The organism is Leclercia sp. CFBP8987 (assembly GCF_034044995.2).
Classification (GTDB): domain Bacteria; phylum Pseudomonadota; class Gammaproteobacteria; order Enterobacterales; family Enterobacteriaceae; genus Enterobacter; species Enterobacter tamurae.
This window is the reverse complement of the sequence record NZ_CM188255.1, coordinates 2,299,299-2,318,675: the sequence shown is the minus strand read 5'-3', so window position 1 is coordinate 2,318,675 and position 19,377 is coordinate 2,299,299. Positions and strand designations below refer to the sequence as shown.

Here is a 19,377-nt window from a genome sequence, read left to right as displayed (position 1 = left end):
TATCTTCTCCGCACCCTTCGCAGTGACCCATCTCACATTAATTTCCTGGTCTATGCTTGATGTTCATGCGCGGTTTAACACCAGCGCATTTTCTCTTTTTCCCTCTGCTTCGCGATAAACGCCGGGCAACCCGAGGATCATGGGTCAAACGAGGTGGTGGAATGACTGCTAAATCTATTAGGTATTGGGGTTGTGAATATAGCGATGCGAACAGCGTTCGCTTTCATCTGTGGGCCAGCGGTCAGCAGCAAATTTCCCTGCGCCTGAACGACGAAACACTGCCGATGAACCCGACCGCCGACGGCGGATTTGAACTGACGGTCAACAACGTTGCCCCCGGTTCAGCGTACAGCTTTATCCTGCCTGACGGCACAACGGTGCCCGATCCGGCCTCCCGCGCTCAGCAAGGGGACGTTAACGGCCCGTCGCTGGTGTGCGATCCTCACAGCTATGTCTGGCGCAACACCCACTGGCAGGGCCGGCCCTGGGAAGAGAGCGTGGTCTATGAGCTCCATATCGGGACCTTTACCCCCGAGGGCACCTTCCGCGCGGCCGCCGACAAACTGCCGTATCTGGCCTCGCTCGGCATCACCATGATTGAGCTGATGCCGGTCTCCCAGGCCGGGGGCAATCGCGGCTGGGGCTACGACGGGGTCCTGCTGTATGCCCCGCACAGCGCCTACGGCACGCCGGACGAGCTGAAAGCCTTTGTCGATACTGCCCACGGGCTGGGGCTATCGGTGGTGCTGGATATCGTCCTTAACCATTTTGGCCCGGAGGGTAACTATCTACCGAAACTGGCCCCGGACTTTTTCCATCCGGAACGCATGACCCCGTGGGGGAACGGCATTGCCTATGACCTCGCCCCGGTGCGTCAGTTTATTGTCGAGGCGCCGCTGTACTGGCTGACGGAGTTCCACTTCGATGGCCTGCGCTTTGACGCTATCGATCAGATTGAAGACTCCTCCGACACCCACGTGTTGATTGAGATCGCCACCCGCATCCGCGCCGCTATCACCGACCGGCCGGTGCATCTCACTACCGAAGACAGCCGCAACGTGGTGTTTCTCCATCCGCGAGAGGAGGACGGCAGCGTGCCGCTGTTCACCGGGGAGTGGAATGATGACCTGCACAATGCCGTCCACGTGATGGCCAGCGGAGAAACCCACGCCTGGTACCAGGATTTTGCTGAAAAACCAGAGCAGTGGGTGGCAAGGGCGCTGGCTGAGGGCTTTTCTTATCAGGGGGAACGTTCCCCGCAAACCGGTGAACTCCGGGGAGTGAGCAGTATCGCTCAACCGCCAACGGCCTTCGTCGATTTCATCCAGAATCACGATCAGGTAGGTAATCGTGCTCAGGGCGATCGTCTGTTGAGCCTGATTGGGGAGGCGCGTACCCGGGTGCTGATGGCCGCGCTGCTGCTCTCCCCGCACATCCCCCTGATGTTTATGGGCGAGGAGTTTGGTGAAACCCAGCCGTTCCTGTTCTTTACCGATTTCCACGGCGATCTGGCCCGCGCGGTGCGGGAAGGGCGCGCGAAGGAGTTCAGCGATCACGACGAGACGGTGCCGGACCCCAACGCGCCGGAGACCTTTGCCCGTTCGAAACTGGACTGGAACAAACTCAATCAGCCTGACGGTCAGAGCTGGCTGCGCTTTACCCAGCAGTTGTTGCAGCTGCGCCAGCGGGCGATTGTCCCGCTGCTGGCCGGTGCACAAGGCGGTACCGGCCGGGTGCTGAAAGCCGCGCCGGGCTGCGTGGTGGTGAGCTGGACCTTTACACAGGGCACGTTGTCGCTGGCATTTAATACGGGTGACCAGCCTCAGTTGATGCCCGATATCGCAGGTGAAACGCTGTTTGCCTGGCCGGAAGGCCGCACGGAGCTGCTCGCGAACACCGTTATTGTACGTTTTGCACAAGGAGAACCAACCTGATGATGCCCACAGCGACCTGGCGTATTCAGTTTCGCAATGGCATGACCTTCGATCGTGCCGCCAGTCTGGTGCCGTATCTGCAACAGCTCGGTATCAGCCATCTGTATGCTTCTCCAGTTTTCACCGCCGCCCGGGATTCGACGCACGGTTATGACGTCACCGATGCTAACGAGATTGATCCCTCCATTGGCGGGCGCGCCGGTTTTGATCGGATGGTCAGCGCCCTGAAGGCGGCCGGACTGGGGTTGATCCTCGATATTGTGCCGAACCACATGTCCACCTCGCTGGAAAATGGCTGGTGGCGGGATGTGATTGAGCATGGGGAGAAGAGTCGCTACGCCCGGCATTTTGATATCGACTGGTCCCGGCGGCTGACGCTGCCGTTTCTGGGGGATGATTTTGATGTCGTGCTGGCCAACGGCGAAATTAGCGTCCAGCGCGACCCTGAGACCGGTAAACCGGCGCTGGCCTATTTCGACACCTTCTATCCGCTGACCCCTGAGAGCTGGGAAGGGCGGGAAGAGGAGGTGCTGAGCCTTCGCGATCCGGCTGCCATTACGAAGCTGCACGACCAACAGCCGTGGCGGCTCACCAGCTGGCGCGATGCTCCGCGCGATCTCTCCTGGCGACGCTTCTTCGAAATCACCGGTCTGGTGGGCGTGCGGGTTGAGGACGACGCGGTGTTTGATGACAGCCACAGGCTGATCCTTGAGCTGGTGCGCTCGGGGGCGGTGGACGGGCTGCGTATCGATCACGTGGACGGGCTGGCCGACCCACGCGCCTACCTGCAACGTCTGCGGCAGGAGGCGGGTCCCGACTGCTATATCACGGTGGAGAAGATCCTCAGTAAAGGCGAGAACCTGCCCAAAGACTGGCCCATCTCCGGCACCACTGGCTATGAATTTATCGCTTCGCTGTCGGAAGTGCTGATTGACGATGACAAAATCGATGGCCTGCGCCAGGCCTATGACACAGTGATGGGCCGTCCGGTGGATATGGATGCGGAACTGCGCGACGCCCGTCTGCTGATGGTGGACCGAAACTTTGCCGGGGAGTTTTCCACGTTGCTGAAGCTGGCGGCAAATCTTGCCCGGATCGAAGGCATCAGCATCGAAGAGGAACCTCTGCGGCTGGCGCTGCGCGAACTGCTGGTGGCCTTCCCGGTTTACCGCACCTACGGCACCGCGCAGGGGATGTCTGCCGCGGATATGCGGCTGTTGAACCACGTGGTGTCGACGGTCAACGCCGATCCCGACGCCATCGCGCTGCTGATGCGCATTCTGACAGGCGAGCTCTCTGAGGAGGCTCGTGATACCGCCACTAATTTCCGTACCCGTTTCCAGCAATTGACCGGGCCGCTGATGGCGAAATCGGTGGAGGACACGCTGTTCTTCCGTCAGCACATGGATCTGGCCCTCAACGAGGTGGGAGCCGAACCGGTACCGCGCGCCTTCTCGCTGACGCGTTTCCACACCGAGATGGCCGCACGGCGGGATCGTCAGCCGGACGCGCTCTCCGGCACCTCGACCCACGACACCAAGCGCGGGGAAGATGCCCGCGCCCGGCTCTATTCCCTGACCGAAGCGCCGGAGGTCTGGGCCGAGTGCGTGACCCGCTGGCAGCAGCTGAACCAGACTCATGTCCGCTTCCTGAATGACGGTACAGCACCGCGTGCCGCCGACACCTGGATGCTCTATCAGGCGCTGGCGGGGGTCTGGCCGCCGGAGCTGGATACGCAGGATGTAGCGGGGCTGAAGGCGCTGGAAGCGCGTTTCCTCGCCTTTGTGGAGAAGGCGCTGCGCGAGGCCAAGCTGCGCACCGACTGGGTGGACAGCAACGAAGCCTATGAGACGGTGGTGCTGGAGTACGCCCGTCATCTGCTCTCACCGGACAATCAGGATTTCCTGCAAGACTTTACCTCCTCGCTGCGGCCGTTTATCCGTGCCGGGCTGGTGAACAGTCTGAGCCAGACGGTGATTAAACTCACCGCCCCGGGCGTGCCGGATGTGTATCAGGGCAGTGAGGGACTCAACTTCAGCCTCGTCGATCCGGATAACCGCCGCGAGCCCGATTTCGATCAGCTCCGCCAGCAGATGGCAACGGCGGATCGGCAGATTGCTACACGCGCAGCAAGCTGGCTGGATGGGCAGCTGAAGCTCTCCGTCACCCGCACGCTGCTGCATCTGCGCCAGCGTAAACCGGCGCTGTTCCGTCTGGGTAGCTATATGGCGCTCCTGACCCGTGGCGAACGGGCGGATAAGGCGATCGCCTACGCCCGCGTTGATGACGATGACGTGCTGATCGTAGTGGCACCGCGGCTGGCCCTGGCGAACGCCGCCCAGGCGTTTCCGGTAACCGGAGCGGCCCTGTGGGGGGCGACAGAGGTGGTGCTTCCTCCCGAGCTTGCCGGACGCAGCTACCGGGACTGTTTCAGCGGTGAAACCCTGACGTTAGGCGAAAGCCTGCAATTGAGTGATGCACAGGATTGCTGGCGGGTGTTACTTGCCTGCGGCTAATGATTATTACTGTTCGAGGGAAAGACATTATGGCTTATGACAAAATTTATGAAATTCAGCCGGGGCAGAGTTATCCCCTTGGGGCGAATTACGATGACAAAGGGGTGAATTTTGCCCTCTTTTCGGCCTGCGCCGAACGCGTTGAGCTGTGTCTGTTTGACCCGAGTGGTAAATCTGAAATTGCCCGTCTGGAGTTACCGGAGTACACCGATGAAGTCTGGCATGGCTACGTCCCGGATCTGAAACCGGGGGCGCTGTACGGCTATCGCGTGTATGGCCCTTACGATCCGGAAAACGGGCACCGTTTCAATCCGCATAAGCTGCTGATTGACCCCTATGCAAGAGCACTGACCGGGGAGCTTATCTGGAACCCTTCCCATTTTGGCTATGAGCTGGGGCACGAAGAGCTCGATCTCAGCTTTGATACCCGGGACAGCGCGCCTTATACCCCGAAATGCCGGGTCATCGACCCGCGGGTGTTTGACGGGCAGGATCCCCATCGCCCGGCGGTGCCGTGGTCCAGCACCATTCTGTATGAAACCCACGTGAAGGGCTTTACCCAGCTCAACCCGGCGATCCCGCCTGAACTGCGCGGCACCTTTGAGGGGATGGGGCATAAAGCTACGGTGGACTACATCAAGAGCCTCGGCATCACCTCCGTTGAGCTGCTACCGGTGCACGCCTTCCCGGACGACCAGCATCTGCTTGAGCGGGGGCTGAAAAACTTCTGGGGCTATAACACCCTGAACTTCTTCTCCCCGGCGTCGCGTTACGGCGGCCCGAATGGTATTCAGGGCTTCCGCGATATGGTGCGCGCTTTCCATGATGCCGGTATCGAGGTGATCCTCGACGTGGTTTATAACCACACCGCCGAGGGTAACGAGTTAGGCCCGACGCTGTCGTTCAAGGGGATCGACAACTTCTCTTACTACCGCACTATAGCCGGGCAGCATCGCTACTATGTGAACGATACCGGCACCGGCAATACGGTGAATACCTCGCACCCGCGTGTACTGCAGATGGTGATGGACTCCCTGCGCTACTGGGCGGAATCGATGCATATCGACGGCTTCCGCTTTGATCTCGGCACCATTCTCGGGCGCGAGCCGGAAGGGTTCGACCAGCGCGGCGGCTTCTTCGATGCCATGATGCAGGATCCGACCCTCTCAAAGCTGAAACTGATTGGCGAACCCTGGGATATTGGCCCCGGTGGCTATCAGGTAGGGGGCTTCCCGCCGGGCTGGGGCGAGTGGAATGATAAGTATCGCGATACCGTGCGGGAGTACTGGCGCGGGGATAACGTGTCCTCCGATTTTGCCGCGCGTCTGCTTGGCTCCGGGGATCTGTATGACCAGCGCGGGCGTCGCCCGTGGGCGAGCATCAACTTCATTACCGCCCACGACGGTTTCACCCTCAACGACCTGGTCTCCTTCAATGAGAAGCACAACGAGGCCAACGGCGAGGATAACAACGACGGCCACAATGATAACCGGTCATCGAATTACGGCGCCGAAGGTCCGACCGATGACGAGCAGATCAATGCGATACGCGAACAGCAGAAACGCAACTTCCTTACTACGCTGCTCTTCTCCCACGGTACGCCGATGCTGCTGGCCGGGGATGAGTTTGGCCGCAGCCAGATGGGTAACAATAACGGTTACTGTCAGGACAGCGAGATCAGCTGGGTGCACTGGGAAAATCTCCCGGAAAGCGCCGAGACGCTGCGTAACTTCACCCGCCATGTGATCGAGCTGCGTACCAGCCAGCCGCTGCTGCGCCGCGAAAGCTGGCGTGACGGGATGGAGATCACATGGTTCAATGCCGGCGGCGGGCCGCAGCTGCCAGAGCACTGGGACGAGGGCACCACCCTGGGACTCTATCTCACCCGGCCCGATCTGCATGGGCAGAAGGGGATCTGGCAGGAGGTGCTGCTGTTAATCAATCCGTACGAAGGGGAGGTACCGTTCCGTATCCCGGAATGCGGTGAAGAGGGCTGGGTGCTGGAGCTGAGTACGGCAGGGGATGAGGACCAGGGGCAGTCAGTGAGCCCGGATACCGATTTTCCGCTGCCAGGCCGCAGTATCGTGCTGTTACGGCGGCCATAACGCGGGGCGTTACTTGTTGGCCCGCGCTCTGTCCCACGGGCTGGTGGATTCAGCGTCAGTCGGCGCGGGATCCTCCAGCGAGTCCAGATAGAGGGCTTCGACTTCGGCGCGGGCCCACGGGGTACGGCGCAAAAATTTGAGGCTGGATTTGACGCTGGGATCGCTGTTAAAACAGTTGATTTTAATCAGCTTTCCCAGCTGCACCCAGCCGTAACGCGCCACCAGGGCATTGATCTGCATCTCAAGCGTGACGCCATGCAAAGGATCTTTCGAAGGGTGAGCTGTCACAGGCATCCTTTTATTATCTGGAAAGGGGCAGAAAGCGGGGAAGGTTACAAGAAAAGCAGGGAGCCAGCAAGCGCTCAGGGCATTACTGGATGTTTTTGAAACGCCGTTTCGTTATAATGCTTCTCCCAATCCCGACGCTATTGATCTCATGACAACGCATCATAAAAACCTTCGTGCCTTTCACTTCTCCGCCTTTCGCAATCTGTTTGCCGCCCGCTTCCTCACCGTGCTGGGCAATGGCATTGCCCCCATCGCGCTGGCTTTTGCGGTCCTGGATATTGGGGGATCGGTTTCTGATTTAGGTATCGTTGTCGCGTCCCGGTCAATCTTCAATGTGCTGTTCCTGCTGCTGGGCGGCGTCCTGGCGGACCGCTATTCCCGCAGCCGGGTGTTAGTTTCGTCTTCGCTGGTGGCAGCCGTCTCGCAGGCGATGGTAGCCTGGTCGGTACTGGACGGTTCCGCCACGGTGATCGGGCTGGCCTTGCTGGGGGCGCTCAATGGCGCGGCCGCCGGGATCGCCTTGCCGGCTTCGTCGGCGCTGATCCCTCAGACGGTTCCTGCGCAGAAATTGCGTGAGGCTAACGCCTTTCTGCAGGCCGGTATTTACGGTGGAACGGTGATCGGCGCGTCGCTGGGGGGGATTCTGATCAGCTACGTCGGCCCCGGCTGGGGGCTGGCCATTGATGCGCTGGGCTTCGCTGCCGCGGCACCGCTCTACTCTTTGATCCGCGTGACGCGACTGGATGCCGGGACATCGCAAAGTAATATCCTGCAGGACCTGAAAGAGGGATGGAAAGAGTTCGCCAGCCGGGCCTGGGTATGGGCTATCGTCGTCCAGTTCACCATTATTAACGCCGCCTTCAGTGGCGTGATGATGGTGCTCGGGCCGGTGATTGCGGATGCCTCTTTTGGGCGGGCGCACTGGGGGATGATTATTGCGTCCCAGAGCGTGGGCCTGATCGTCGGGTCATCTCTCGCCCTGCGCTGGCGTCCGCGTCGAGACCTCTTCATTGGGGTCATGCTGATGTCATTCTGCGCCTTACCCATCTTCATGCTCAGCCAGCTTGCCGCTACATCCTGGCTTATGGCCGCGTTCTTTATGGCTGGCGTCACCTTTGGTCTGTTTGGCGTGGCCTGGGCTCAGTCGCTGCAAACCCACATTCCCCCGGAAAAGCTGGCGCGTGTCTACGCCTACGATGCGGTGGGGTCGTTTGTGGCCATTCCCTTCGGTGAGCTCATCGCTGGCCCGCTGGCGATCCAGTACGGCACCAGCAACGTGCTGCTGGTCTCCGCCGTTGCGGTGGTGATCGCCACGGCAGGGGCCTGCCTGGTGCCGGCTATCAGACGGCTCGAGAGTGGTTCTGACATTAAAGCGCACGATATGTCCGCCGATCGCAGCCTGTAGGCCGGGCAAGCGAAGCGCCCCCGGCAATTCCTTTCTGGAACCAAACTGCCCGGCAGCTCCGGGCAAAGGCTACGACCCCCAGCGGGTTCGCAGATACCGCACTGCCTCCTGCGCCTGGGGCTGATTCAGGTTGTTCTCTCGGAACAGGATAGTGCCGTCGATCTGCGGCTCGGATTCGTTCAGATCCAGCTGTTTTTTCAACTCCGGCACGCCGCCTTGCACCGTCCAGTCAGGCTCCTTGCTCGACGGCTCGCCCACCTTATACAGCGCGACACCAATGTAGAGCCGGGTATGGGTTGGTTTCACCACGCCAGCCCACCATTTCGCCAGCACGTCATAGCGCGCCGCATCGCGGGAAAACGGCCAGTAGATCTGCGGGGCGATGTAGTCCAGCAGACCCTGCTGCACCCAGCGTCGGGTATCGGCGAAAGACTCGTCGTAAGCTGCGGCACCCCGGGTATCGGACCCGGCCGGATCGTGAGAGCGGTTACGCCATACTCCTGCCGGACTCACGCCAAATTCAACGTTGGGATTGATCTGCTTAATGGTCCGCGACACCTGGGTAATCAATTGTTGGGTATTATCACGTCGCCAGTCAGCTTTCGAGTCAAAACTCTGCCCATACTGGCGGTACGTCTGGTTATCGTTGAGCGTTGAGTTCGGGGATTCCGCATAGAAGTAATCATCGAACTGCACGCCGTCCACCGGATAGCGCGATACCACTTCCGCCACGATGCTGGTGATCCATTCCCGGGCTTCCGGAATGCCAGGGTCGAGAACATAGCGATCGCCTGCGGTGCGGATCCACTCCCGATGCAGAACAAACACGCTCGGTGGGTTGAGCGACAGGGTACGGTTCAGCTCCGCGACCGTGCCGGGCCGGGTATTGGTCGTCACGCGGTACGGATTAAACCACGCATGGACCTTCATCCCACGCTTGTGCGCTTCATCGAGCATAAACTGCAGCGGGTCGTAGCCCGGAGCTTCCCCGATTTTGCCGGTCAGCATATCCGACCATGGCAAAATCTTTGATGGCCATAACGCCGTGCCGTCCGGTTTGACCTGGAAAAACACGGTGTTAATCCCGAGACTTTTCAGGTTATCCAGCTTATCGGTCAGGGCCTTTTGCTGCATGGCGATCCGCGATGCGGCAGGGCGACCGTTCACCGACGCCAGCGGTGGCCAGTCGAGACGAGAGACGGTCGCCAGCCAGACGCCGCGCACCGGCTCATGAGGTCCTGTTTTATCCGGCAGGGGCTGTTTAGCGACCGGCGGCAGCGGGGTGACCAGTGATTTGGGTGGGGTAGAGCTGCAACTGACCAGTAACAACGCCCAGGCGATCAGCGCGCCGGAGCGTTTAAGGTGGGTAGCAAGCTGAGAATGACGTGAGCAGGCGATGATAGACTCCATTTCTACAGTGTGTCGCCGGGAACATTTATTTTGGTTCTATTCGGAGGTAAGTCAATCTCAGGGAGGGGGGAAGACAATAATCATCCCTATCATCCCTATCATCCCTGGCGGCAATTGGCTGGTGGACCCTAAATGGCCATGCTAATAGTTACAACATACAATCTAATCATTGCAATATAACACTCAGCATCGTGCCCGTTGGCCGTAGCCTCGCAGAAATGCGGGGCCGTTTGCGACCGACGTAGGATCAATACGTTAGCGCAAACGGCGACGGCTGAACAGGTTAATCATCTTACCGTCAGGAAACAGAATGCCGGTAAGCTGACCCCCGGACTTTCTCAACGGCGACTTTCCCGGCGATAAACGCATGGTCCGAATTGTAGTATTCCCATTCGCTGTAACGTCCGGCCAGGGTGATGCCATGCAGCAACAGCCATTTGCGGATCGTTTCTACGTTCTCCTTCCTGCTCTGATCGTAAATCACGTAGGCGTAAGGGATATCGATTTGGTTGGCGGTGATAATCTCATCCTCGGCCGAAATGATGCCGGATTCGATGCACTCCTTAATGCAGCGGTCGATCAGCGCCTGGCCATCGACCGGCAGCGGTTTATCCGGTGAGTAACTGATTTCGCAGGTCAGGCCGCAGCTGCCGGGTGGACTGCAGAAGGGACTGGCGTTGCCCTGAACAAAAATGCGGTGGAATACCGTCTTACCGGCGTAGTAGATCCAGTGTTTGTCGGTCAGATTGTCCCGGCCAACCCCCAGATTGACGCAGCGAACCGAGACGTGGCGCAGGCCTTTCGCTGCCTTGCGGACTTCTGGCGGCACCTCATCACCCATCAGGCGAATCAGCTCCGGCAGCACCAGGGTGCTGATCATCCGTTCATAGCGATACTGCCGTCCGTCTGCGAGGGCAACAATATGCTGATTGGCGTAAATTTTACTGACTTCAGCCCCGGTCTCGATCCGTCCTTTGATGTGCGGCAGGAATCCGTTCATCAGCGCCTGGAAACCACCCTGTAGCGGATAACCGAAGCGGGCATTTGGCCCCATCGGCTTCGCAGTCTCATTCAGGGCACCCTCGATAATCTGCTCCAGGTCGGGCAGGGGGACGCGACCACCCAGCCAGGATGTCTCCATTTCCGACAGCGGTACCGTCCAGAGCTTTTTGTTGTAAGGAATGGCGAAATGCCGGGCGATCCCCTTGCCCCACGTCTCATAGATGAAGGCTTCAAAACTGTCTTTACGGGGGGCTTTTTCTGCCGGATCTGCGCTGATGTAGTCCGGCACCGCGCCATCGGCACAGCAGTCGTGGTGATGCTTACCTTGACCGGTTTTCTCTGCGCAGTTCGTCATGCTTTGTACGTCAGAGCCTGTTCCGTAGCGCGCCTCGATAGCCCCCAGAATGCACTCTTTGACAACCGTGGCCGGCAGACCGTAAAGCGATCCCTGGAAGGGGTAGCGGGTATAGACGCCGTCGGTATAGACCCAGGCTTCGCGGATCTGCCAGTGGATATTGTCCCCCAGTAACGTCTTGTACAGCGCCAGCACCTCTTCGTCCGCGGAAAACATAATGTGGCCCGCATAATCGAAGGTAAAACCTTTGTCCTGAATCGAGCGGCAGAGCCCTCCAACCGTGGTGTTGCGCTCAAGCAACGTCGCCCCTTCACCATAGTGATAGGCCGCGCTCAGGCCGGTGGGTCCGGCCCCGAGGATCAAACACTTTTCGGTTTCCGTATGGGCCTGTTTCGCTGGTATCAGGCGTAAAACCGGCTCGGAAGAAGCGTCCTCCGGGTTGCTATCCGCTGCATTGACCGTCGCAGCGGAGGCATCCAGATAGTGTGAAAATGCGCGCTCAATCAGCTCGTGCATGCTCTGCACGGTTTTATCCCAGGAGGTGCTGGCGATAATACGCTGCATCATCTGCTGCTGTGCTTGTCGGGTCTCTTCCGGCAGCGCCAGCGCCTGTTCACAGGCGGCGATAAACGCTGACTGGTCGTGAGCGACGGCTACCACGTGGCTATAGGGTTTTTCGACATCGGCAATGGCGGTGCTCACCACCGGAAGCTGCGCGGCCATGTACTCGAGCACTTTTGTCGGGCTAATAAAACGCGTGGATTCGTTCAGCGCGAACGGCATCAGGCACACATCCCAGCCGGCAAGAAACTGGGGCAGCGCCTGATACGGCTGCATGCCGGGATAATGGATGTTGCTACGTCTGGGCAGGGTGGCAGGATCGATCTTCACCACCGGGCCGACCATCACGATCTGCCACTCCGGATGTGAATCCGCCAGGGCGGCAATCAGCGATAAATCCATCCGTTCATCAATGACCCCGTAATACCCCAACCGCGGATGCGGAATGTCTTCCTGCAGCGGGTGATGATTTCCGCGATCCAGCGCCTGCTCAAAATGGACCGCATCGACGCTACTGGCAAAACAGTGAATGTTCGGGTGACGTCCTTTTCTTGCCTCATACAGGCTTGGGCCGCCGGTGAAGACAATATCCGCCCGGGTCAGGAGGGCTGACTCACGCTGCAAAAGCTGGCGTGGGGCTTTCTCAAAGGCGGCAAGTTCGTCCATGCAGTCGTAGATCACGATTGCCGGCGTAAATACCTTCAGCAGCGGAAGCGCCATCGGCGTGTAGAACCAGACCACCGGGGTTTCGTCCGGCTCCCGAAGCTCTGTCAGGAGCGTTTCCAGAAAAGCAATCTGCTCGTCATGGAATCCTGGCGTCGTTGACGGGGTGTGCGGCTGAACCACGGTGACGTTCGGTGCGGGCCGGGAGAGCTTCAGCTCAGGTTTGTCCGCTGAATACAGCGGCTCTTCGATAAAGACGATGTGATAGTGCTGGGCAAGACGTGTCATCAGATGCTGTGGACGCTGAAAGACAAAGTCCCAGCGCAGGTGACTAAACACATAGATTTTTTTCATATCTGATACCTCTGTGCCGTTGCAGGTAAAGGCGCCTGATGGCTGTTGAAAATATTCCAGCCGGGACTGGGTTTGCTTAAGCGCGCGTGCATAAACGGTATTAAGATGTCGCTCTTTATCCGGGGAGATGTCCCATAAACCGCAGTGATGCCAGACGGCATTATTTTCCCAGTCGGGGCGGTCAATAATGGGGTAAAGACAAATTCCGGAGAGCTCAACGCCCGCCAGCTGAGCCTGAGCCACCTCAGAGGCGACGTCGTTAATCCAGGCTCCACGTCCACTGCCAACATGGCTTGTTTCGGCAAGCAGAATAGGGCGGTGATAGCGTTCATAAAGTTCCTGCAACATCTCGTGTAATCGTCGTCGTCGGCGATCGCCAAGATGCCAGGGAAGGCGCTGGTTGTTTCCCGTTATCCACTGATTGTCGTGGTAATAATTGGCCCCGATCAGATCCAGATAACGCGGGTGGCCACCCAGCTCCGGCTCATGTCGTCCCGCTAACATGTCCCACGCCTGGAACTGCGCGGTACGCAGTGCCTCGGTTTCCTCTTTGGTCGTGGGGTCTTCGTCGGGAGAAATCAGATGAACAATTGGGTCGCAGTGCAAAATTCTCGCCCGGGGATCGGCCGCCCAGATGGCATCGCAGCCAGCCAGGCTGGCGCGAACCAGTTGCCGTTTGATTTGTATACCGTTTATGTCTGCAGGAAGGGCGGCAGGAAACAGACCCACGGCAATACCCCAGGCGGTGAAGGAGATTTCGTTGACCGGGGAGTAGACCGGCGGCTCCTGATACCAGGGGCGCAAGAAGGCGGCCAGCGCGCCGCACAGCCGGGCGAAACGCGCTACAAATTCATCTGAGAAAAAATCGACATTGTCTGGCCAGCCGTAATGACAAATCGTCCAGCAAATCTGGATACCGTTCTCCTTTGCCGACACCATTTTTGCGGTAACAGTGCTAAAATCGTAACCGCCTGATTTATCAGTCAGGCGCCAGCCAACGCTCTCTCTGACCGTGGCGATATTAAAAGGGCTAAGCGCCCTGTAATCATCGTGATGTCTGCTGTCATGGCCCGTTTCATGATCCATGGATAGGGCATGACCCTGCCGTGTAACAAAATTCGCACCCTCAAACCCCGCCTGCCAGAATGAGTGAAAAATAGGCATCTCACTGCTCCCGTATGGATAGTGCTAATCAATAAAAAACAAACCGGCATGGTATTTAAATGGGAAAATTAATTATCCCTTTCAGGGTTCAATACTCGGCAGAATAATAAGAACCTCACTACGGTTTACTTCAAGTCCAGGCATATTTATCCCCTCCACTTATTTGATTAAACGCGAAACAGAGTCAAAAAAAAACCACCCGGAAGTACCAGGTTTGTTTCAACATCCCTTGCAGAAATAAGTGCGAACCAGATTTACCGCTCTCTTATCTTTAAATCATAGACGGGAACGCTGATGAACAGCGGGGTCTTTTCATGGGGCGTCGGCTTCGGTTTTCAAAAAGATGATTAAAATCATTGGTGGATAGCGATGCTTTTTTTACATGTCACGCTTCGGTTAAGCGACATTATTTTTTATTGTCCGCGTAAAGCATTAGATGCCGGTACGTTAGTTTCCCGTCACCGCGTGTTTTACACATCTGAATTAACGAACCGGCAAGCGAGCCTTTATGGTTAATTATTTTTGGTGGGCTCTAATTATGGGGTGAATATAAAAACAAGAATCTTCTAAGCGCAATAAATAAACTACTGCAATATAAACACTATCCGTAGTTACAACATACAATAACTGCTCTTTCAAATATGTACCTCAGCATAGTGCTCATTAACAGAGTCTGACAGAACAACAGGCCAGGAGCGGACACGTATCCTTTTGAGGGGATAAATTGCACTTATCCCCTGAAGGGGTTATTCTCATTTTATCCCCTGTAGGGGATTTTCTCAAAATATCCGCTATGGGGGATAATCATGAAAGTGACATCAGCAGACGCTCTGGCACAGGCCGTCCGGGATCAGCGTAAGGTCAATAAGTTAACCCAAACGGCGACGGCTGAACAGGTTGGCATCAAACAAACCACCGTATCGGATTTCGAGAACAAACCGGGCTCAACCAAGCTGGAAACCTTGTTCAAAATTCTCGCGGCGCTGGATCTGGAGCTGCACGTGGTGAAACGCGGTGCTTCGCTTCCGGATAACAACGCCTGGACGAAGGAGTGGTAAGGGTGCGCGCACAACGTCTGACTGTCGCGATGAATGGCGACGTGGTAGGTACGCTGCATCGCGACGGTAGCGGGGCGATGTCCTTTCAGTATGCCCCCGAGTGGCTAGCAGAGCCCGGTTCGCGCGGGATTTCCCTCTCACTGCCGCTGCAGCACGGCAGGATCAAAGGCGCGCAGGTTTTTAATTTCTTCAGCAACCTGCTGCCTGACTCCGAGGCGATCATTGCCCGCATGCAGGCCCGTTTCCAGGTTGAGACCGCCCATCCTTTTGATCTGCTTGCCAGCGTCGGCCGGGACTGCGTCGGCGCTATTCAGCTCTATCCGCCCGGGCAGGAGATCCCTCCGGTAATGGATATGGTGGCTGAACCACTGGATGATGAGCAGATTGCCGCGCTGCTCGACGGATATCAGATGGCACCGCTGGGGATGACAGAGGAGGAGGCCGATTTCCGCATTTCGCTGGCCGGGGCGCAGGAGAAAACGGCGCTGCTGTGGTATCAGGATCGCTGGCAGCGGCCCCAGGGCAGTACCCCAACCAGCCATATTTTCAAGCTGCCGATCGGCAGAATCGAGCAGAACAACATCGACCTGAGCGAAAGCTGCGAGAACGAATGGCTGTGCCTGCGCATCGCAAAAGCCTTTGGTTTCCCCGTTGCGCATGCCGAAATGGCGCAGTTTGGTGGCAAAAAAGTGCTGATTATCGAGCGTTTCGATCGGCGCTGGGCCCGTAGCGGCTGGCTGATGCGTCTGCCGCAGGAGGATTTTTGTCAGGCCCTGGGCGTCTCACCGGCGCTGAAATATGAGTCGCATGGTGGGCCCGGGATCGCCGACGCCATGAAGCTGCTGCTTGGTTCGCGCCTGGCGGGACAGGATCGCGAGATGTTCTTTAAGACGCAGATCCTGTTCTGGATGCTGGCCGCCATTGATGGCCACGGCAAGAATTTCAGCCTGTTTATTGAGGCGGATTCCTCATTTCGCATGACGCCGCTGTACGACGTGATCTCCGCGTTTCCGCTGTTCGAGGCCGGGGGGATCCCCCTCAAAAAGGCCAAGATGGCGATGGCGTTGCAAGGGAAGAACCGGCAGTACCATTTCGCGATGATCCAGCCGCGTCACTTTATCAGCACCGCGGCCTTTGCAGGCTTTTCGCAGGAGGCTGCCCGCCGTTTGATGACGGAGATGGCCGATCGCACCAACGAGGTTATCGCCTCCGTCAGGGCAGAACTGCCGTCAGATTTCCCGCCGCAGGTGAGCAAGGCTATTTTCGACGGTCTGGCCAGCCAGGCGGCAAGGATAGGGCGTTTCAATGGGTTGGCCACGTAATCGCAATGGATACGGGTACCAAAACTGGTAGGTAATTGAGATATATTTACAATTGTAAATGATATTTATTTTCATTATCATTTTTCTTTACGTAAGCAACTGTAAAGAATAATGACATGAAAAACGCCTCTGCCGTAAAGAACAAAACTCTGTGTGCCCTCGCCATTTGTCTGGCTATGCACGCTGGCTCGCTATTCGCTAAAGAGTTCACTGAGAAGGATTTTCTCGTCCAGCCGCTGGGGCCGGGAGTCTATGAGCTGGCCTATGATAAAGGCCAGAATGCCCTCTATGCCGCCTCTGCACCCTCGTTTGATAAAGACAAGACGGCAGGGCTGGTCTTCCAGCTGGCGGCCTCCACGCTGAACATTGAGCACCAGATCCCGACCGAACGTCGCACCTTTGCCGTCGCGCTGGATCAGGAGCAGCACATTCTCTATCTGGGCAATGCCCTGGAAGGGTCGGTCACGCTGCTCGACACGCGTAACAATAAGGTCATCAAAACGATCCAGCTGAGCGACGATTCAGATCCGAATAAGAAAGCCCACGTTCGGGAAGTGGTGCTGGATAAGAAGCATCAGCGTCTTTATGTCTCCGGGATTGGGCGCAAAGGTAAAGGTTTGTTGTGGGTCGTGGATACACATAAGCAGGCGCTGGACCAGACGCTGGAAAAACTGGAGCCCGTCGGTTTTGCCGTGGATGAGGCAGGCGACAAGGTTTACGTTGTCTCCGGCGCCGGGGAGCTGATCACCCTGGATGGTAAAACCTCGCAGCCGCTTGCCCGCGTAAAAGTCGATCCTGCCGATCCGGAACATTACTTCCTCAACATCGCGCTCAACACCGCGAAAGGGGTGGGGTATATCGCGGACACCAACACCAAAGATCTACTGGTTGTGGAGCTGAATTCCGGCAAACTCCTGCACCGTGTCCCGACACCTAATTCCGTTGCCGTGCTCTACAACGCCGCGCGCGATGAAGTCTATGTCACCCATCGCAACGATCGTCAGATTAGCGTGATCGACGCGACCAACAACCGCCTGAAACACACCATTAAAACCGCGGCGATGCCTAACAGCCTCGCGCTTTCTGCCGATGCACGCACGCTCTACGCCAGCGTCAAGCAGGATGAGAAAGCGAATAACGCTGATTACGTGCTCAAGATTGATTTAACCCAGTTCTAAGGATCCTGTTGTGATAAAGCAAACACGCATGGCCGTGGCGGTTTCGCTCGCCCTGGCTAACCTGCCGGTGGCCGTTTTCGCCGCAGAAAACACCGCTGTGAACGAAGATGAACTGGTGGTAACCGCGACCGGTTTTAGCCAGGAACGCCGCGAAGCACCAGCGACAATCTCCGTGGTAAATGAAAAAGAGCTGAACACTCGCTCGAATCAGAACGTCACCGAAGCCCTGCGCGAAATGCCGGGCGTGCTGGTCGGTAACGGTCACGGTAGCCTGGCGACCGGCGATGTGCAGATGCGCGGGATGGACTCTACGTATACCTCGTACATGGTGAACGGTATCAAACAGGCTACCCGCGAATCCCGCCCGTATGGACACCATATCGGCACCGAAGCCGCCTTTATGCCGCCGCTTTCCGCCATCGAGCGAATCGAAGTGATCCGCGGGCCGATGTCCTCCCTGTATGGCTCTGACTCCATCGGCGGTGTAGTAAACGTCATTACCAAAAAAGCCTATAACCTGGAGACGTGGACCGGAGTTCTGGAGGATAACTACTTCCTGCAGGAGAAGAGCGAATACGGCAATACCAACCAGACCAACCTCTTTTTAATGGGGCCGGTGATCCCGGGCAAGCTCGGGGTGAGTGTGGCTGCCGATTATCTCGATCGCCGCGACGATGACAGCATCAACGATGAACGCTTTGTGAAGCATCAGTCCGGGAATCTGGACGCGACCATCTCTATGTCGCCGACCGATACCCAGCTCTGGGATCTGAATGCCACCAAGGGCAACCAGGAGAAGACCCATAACGATAAGCAGTGGTACTGGGGCTTTGATCGCGATGCCGCCTCGCTGTCACAACATGCCTGGTATGGCGATATCCTGGAAGTGAAGAACTTCGTCAGCTACGAAAAAGCCAAAACCGAGTACCGCGTCCCGGGGATGTCATCGCAGTTTATTACCCAGAAAAACTACGAGGCCAACAGCGCCAATACCTTTACGCTGGGCGATCACAAGCTGACGCTGGGCGTGAACTTTACCCGCAACGAACTGGACGATGAGTTCGGTATCAAGGATAAAGAAGCCCCGGGCGTTACGCCGGTGAGTGAAATTACGCGCGACGGCTGGGCGGTATTTGCTGAAGATGCCTGGATGATCGTTCCGGACTTCACCCTGACCACCTCGGCGCGTCTGGATCACGACAGCTATTTCGGTTACCACGTCACGCCTAAGCTCTACGGCAACTGGACCATCGATGAAAGCTGGGCGCTGAAGGGCGGCGTCTCTGCTGGCTATAAGAAACCGGATCTGCGCCAGAATAACGAAGGCTTTACCAGCGTATACGGGGCTTATCCTTACTCGGAAATCGGTATCGGGAATGACGATCTGAAGCCGGAGGAGAGTGTCAACACCGAGCTGGGCCTGTACTGGCAGCGGGATGCGCTGGCGCTGGACGCGACGCTTTTCTACACCAAATTCAAGAACAAAATCAGCGACCATCTCATTTGTACCGCGTCGGACACGCAGAAGTGTACCTATAACGGGTATGTCGCCGATACCGTCTTCCAGTACGCCAACGTCAGCGATGCGCAGATCTACGGTCTGGAGCTGAACGGCGACTGGCAGGTTACCGCTTCCCTGAAAGCCAACGCCAACTATACGTACACGCACAGCGAACAGCAGAGCGGGGAGTATAAAGGCTATGCCCTGAGCGATTTCCCGGAAAGTATGGCCAACGTCTCCCTGACCTGGAACGCGGTGAATGATCTCGAGCTGTGGACCAAAGCCAGCTGGCGCAGCAGTTCCCCGGACATTGGCAAATCGAGCGAAACGGACGCCTACGCGCTGGTCGACCTGGGCGCGCGTTATCATCTGAACAAGAACGTGACGCTGATGACCGGCATCTATAACCTGTTTGATGTGAACCCGATCTACCGCACCTCTTACAACCAGTCTTCTATGCTGGAAGGTCGACGCTATAACGTTGGTGCCCGTATCGAGTTCTGATCCCACTGCCGGAGCCTGTGGGCTCCGGTCTCTTCGGCTGGTTAAAACGTTCTACAT

11 protein-coding genes are annotated in these 19,377 nt (G+C 57.5%); 8 read left to right on the top strand and 3 right to left on the bottom strand.

Features of this window, described 5'->3' with window-relative positions:
• The first annotated feature begins 161 nt into the window (after positions 1-161).
• The 3 genes from treZ to glgX are packed head-to-tail and all read left to right on the top strand — an operon-like array spanning position 162 to position 6,555.
• Positions 162-1,934: a malto-oligosyltrehalose trehalohydrolase gene (treZ, locus tag SOM40_RS11190; RefSeq protein WP_320530962.1), complete on the top strand. Its 1,773-nt coding sequence runs from the start codon at positions 162-164 to the stop codon at positions 1,932-1,934.
• Positions 1,934-4,450 carry a malto-oligosyltrehalose synthase gene (gene treY, locus SOM40_RS11185; protein WP_320530963.1) on the top strand — a complete coding sequence of 839 codons (2,517 nt, stop codon included), beginning with the start codon at positions 1,934-1,936 and terminating at the stop codon, positions 4,448-4,450. Before treZ ends, treY begins: the two co-directional genes overlap by 1 nt.
• A 29-nt stretch (positions 4,451-4,479) precedes the next feature.
• Positions 4,480-6,555 carry a glycogen debranching protein GlgX gene (glgX, locus tag SOM40_RS11180; protein WP_106993541.1) on the top strand — a complete coding sequence of 692 codons (2,076 nt, stop codon included), beginning with the start codon at positions 4,480-4,482 and terminating at the stop codon, positions 6,553-6,555.
• A 9-nt stretch (positions 6,556-6,564) separates the two neighbouring features.
• Here glgX and SOM40_RS11175 read toward each other — a convergent pair whose 3' ends face one another.
• Positions 6,565-6,843, bottom strand: coding sequence for a VF530 family protein (locus SOM40_RS11175; RefSeq protein WP_106992861.1), 279 nt, complete (start codon positions 6,841-6,843; stop codon positions 6,565-6,567).
• Between the two features lie 148 nt (positions 6,844-6,991).
• On the opposite strand from SOM40_RS11175, the gene SOM40_RS11170 reads away from it, so the two are divergent.
• Complete coding sequence (locus SOM40_RS11170; RefSeq protein ID WP_320530964.1) at positions 6,992-8,248, top strand: MFS transporter; 1,257 nt, start codon at positions 6,992-6,994, stop codon at positions 8,246-8,248.
• 69 nt (positions 8,249-8,317) lie between these two features.
• Here the strand turns inward: SOM40_RS11170 and SOM40_RS11165 are convergent, their stop codons facing one another.
• Together SOM40_RS11165 and SOM40_RS11160 are read right to left on the bottom strand one after the other, a co-directional pair.
• Positions 8,318-9,658 (bottom strand): glycoside hydrolase family 10-like protein, encoded by a 1,341-nt coding sequence (locus SOM40_RS11165; protein WP_320530965.1) that lies wholly within the window; start codon positions 9,656-9,658, stop codon positions 8,318-8,320.
• A gap of 298 nt (positions 9,659-9,956) precedes the next feature.
• Complete coding sequence (locus tag SOM40_RS11160; protein ID WP_320530966.1) at positions 9,957-13,757, bottom strand: NAD(P)-binding protein; 3,801 nt, start codon at positions 13,755-13,757, stop codon at positions 9,957-9,959.
• An 806-nt stretch (positions 13,758-14,563) separates the two neighbouring features.
• Between SOM40_RS11160 and SOM40_RS11155 the strand changes: the two genes are divergently transcribed.
• The 4 genes from SOM40_RS11155 to SOM40_RS11140 all read left to right on the top strand — a co-directional run bounded on the left by SOM40_RS11155 (position 14,564) and on the right by SOM40_RS11140 (position 19,320).
• On the top strand, positions 14,564-14,815 hold the full coding sequence (locus tag SOM40_RS11155; protein WP_106992856.1) for a helix-turn-helix domain-containing protein: 252 nt from the start codon (positions 14,564-14,566) through the stop codon (positions 14,813-14,815).
• A gap of 29 nt (positions 14,816-14,844) precedes the next feature.
• On the top strand, positions 14,845-16,137 hold the full coding sequence (locus SOM40_RS11150) for a type II toxin-antitoxin system HipA family toxin (protein WP_414672298.1): 1,293 nt from the start codon (positions 14,845-14,847) through the stop codon (positions 16,135-16,137).
• A gap of 116 nt (positions 16,138-16,253) precedes the next feature.
• The gene (yncE, locus tag SOM40_RS11145) at positions 16,254-17,315 is read left to right on the top strand and encodes a 7-bladed beta-propeller protein YncE (RefSeq protein WP_320530968.1); all 1,062 of its coding nucleotides are present in this window, start codon (positions 16,254-16,256) and stop codon (positions 17,313-17,315) included.
• 10 nt (positions 17,316-17,325) lie between these two features.
• Positions 17,326-19,320 (top strand): TonB-dependent receptor domain-containing protein, encoded by a 1,995-nt coding sequence (locus SOM40_RS11140; protein ID WP_320530969.1) that lies wholly within the window; start codon positions 17,326-17,328, stop codon positions 19,318-19,320.
• Positions 19,321-19,377 lie beyond the last annotated feature (57 nt).

Excerpts from the sequence above, each read along its gene's own strand:
- treZ (WP_320530962.1), top strand. The coding sequence starts at position 162 with ATGACTGCTAAATCTATTAGGTATTGGGGTTGTGAATATAGCGATGCG.
- treY (WP_320530963.1), top strand. The coding sequence starts at position 1,934 with ATGATGCCCACAGCGACCTGGCGTATTCAGTTTCGCAATGGCATGACC.
- glgX (WP_106993541.1), top strand. The coding sequence starts at position 4,480 with ATGGCTTATGACAAAATTTATGAAATTCAGCCGGGGCAGAGTTATCCC.
- SOM40_RS11170 (WP_320530964.1), top strand. The coding sequence starts at position 6,992 with ATGACAACGCATCATAAAAACCTTCGTGCCTTTCACTTCTCCGCCTTT.
- SOM40_RS11165 (WP_320530965.1), bottom strand. The coding sequence starts at position 9,658 with ATGGAGTCTATCATCGCCTGCTCACGTCATTCTCAGCTTGCTACCCAC.
- SOM40_RS11160 (WP_320530966.1), bottom strand. The coding sequence starts at position 13,757 with ATGCCTATTTTTCACTCATTCTGGCAGGCGGGGTTTGAGGGTGCGAAT.
- SOM40_RS11155 (WP_106992856.1), top strand. The coding sequence starts at position 14,564 with ATGAAAGTGACATCAGCAGACGCTCTGGCACAGGCCGTCCGGGATCAG.
- SOM40_RS11150 (WP_414672298.1), top strand. The coding sequence starts at position 14,845 with ATGAATGGCGACGTGGTAGGTACGCTGCATCGCGACGGTAGCGGGGCG.
- yncE (WP_320530968.1), top strand. The coding sequence starts at position 16,254 with ATGAAAAACGCCTCTGCCGTAAAGAACAAAACTCTGTGTGCCCTCGCC.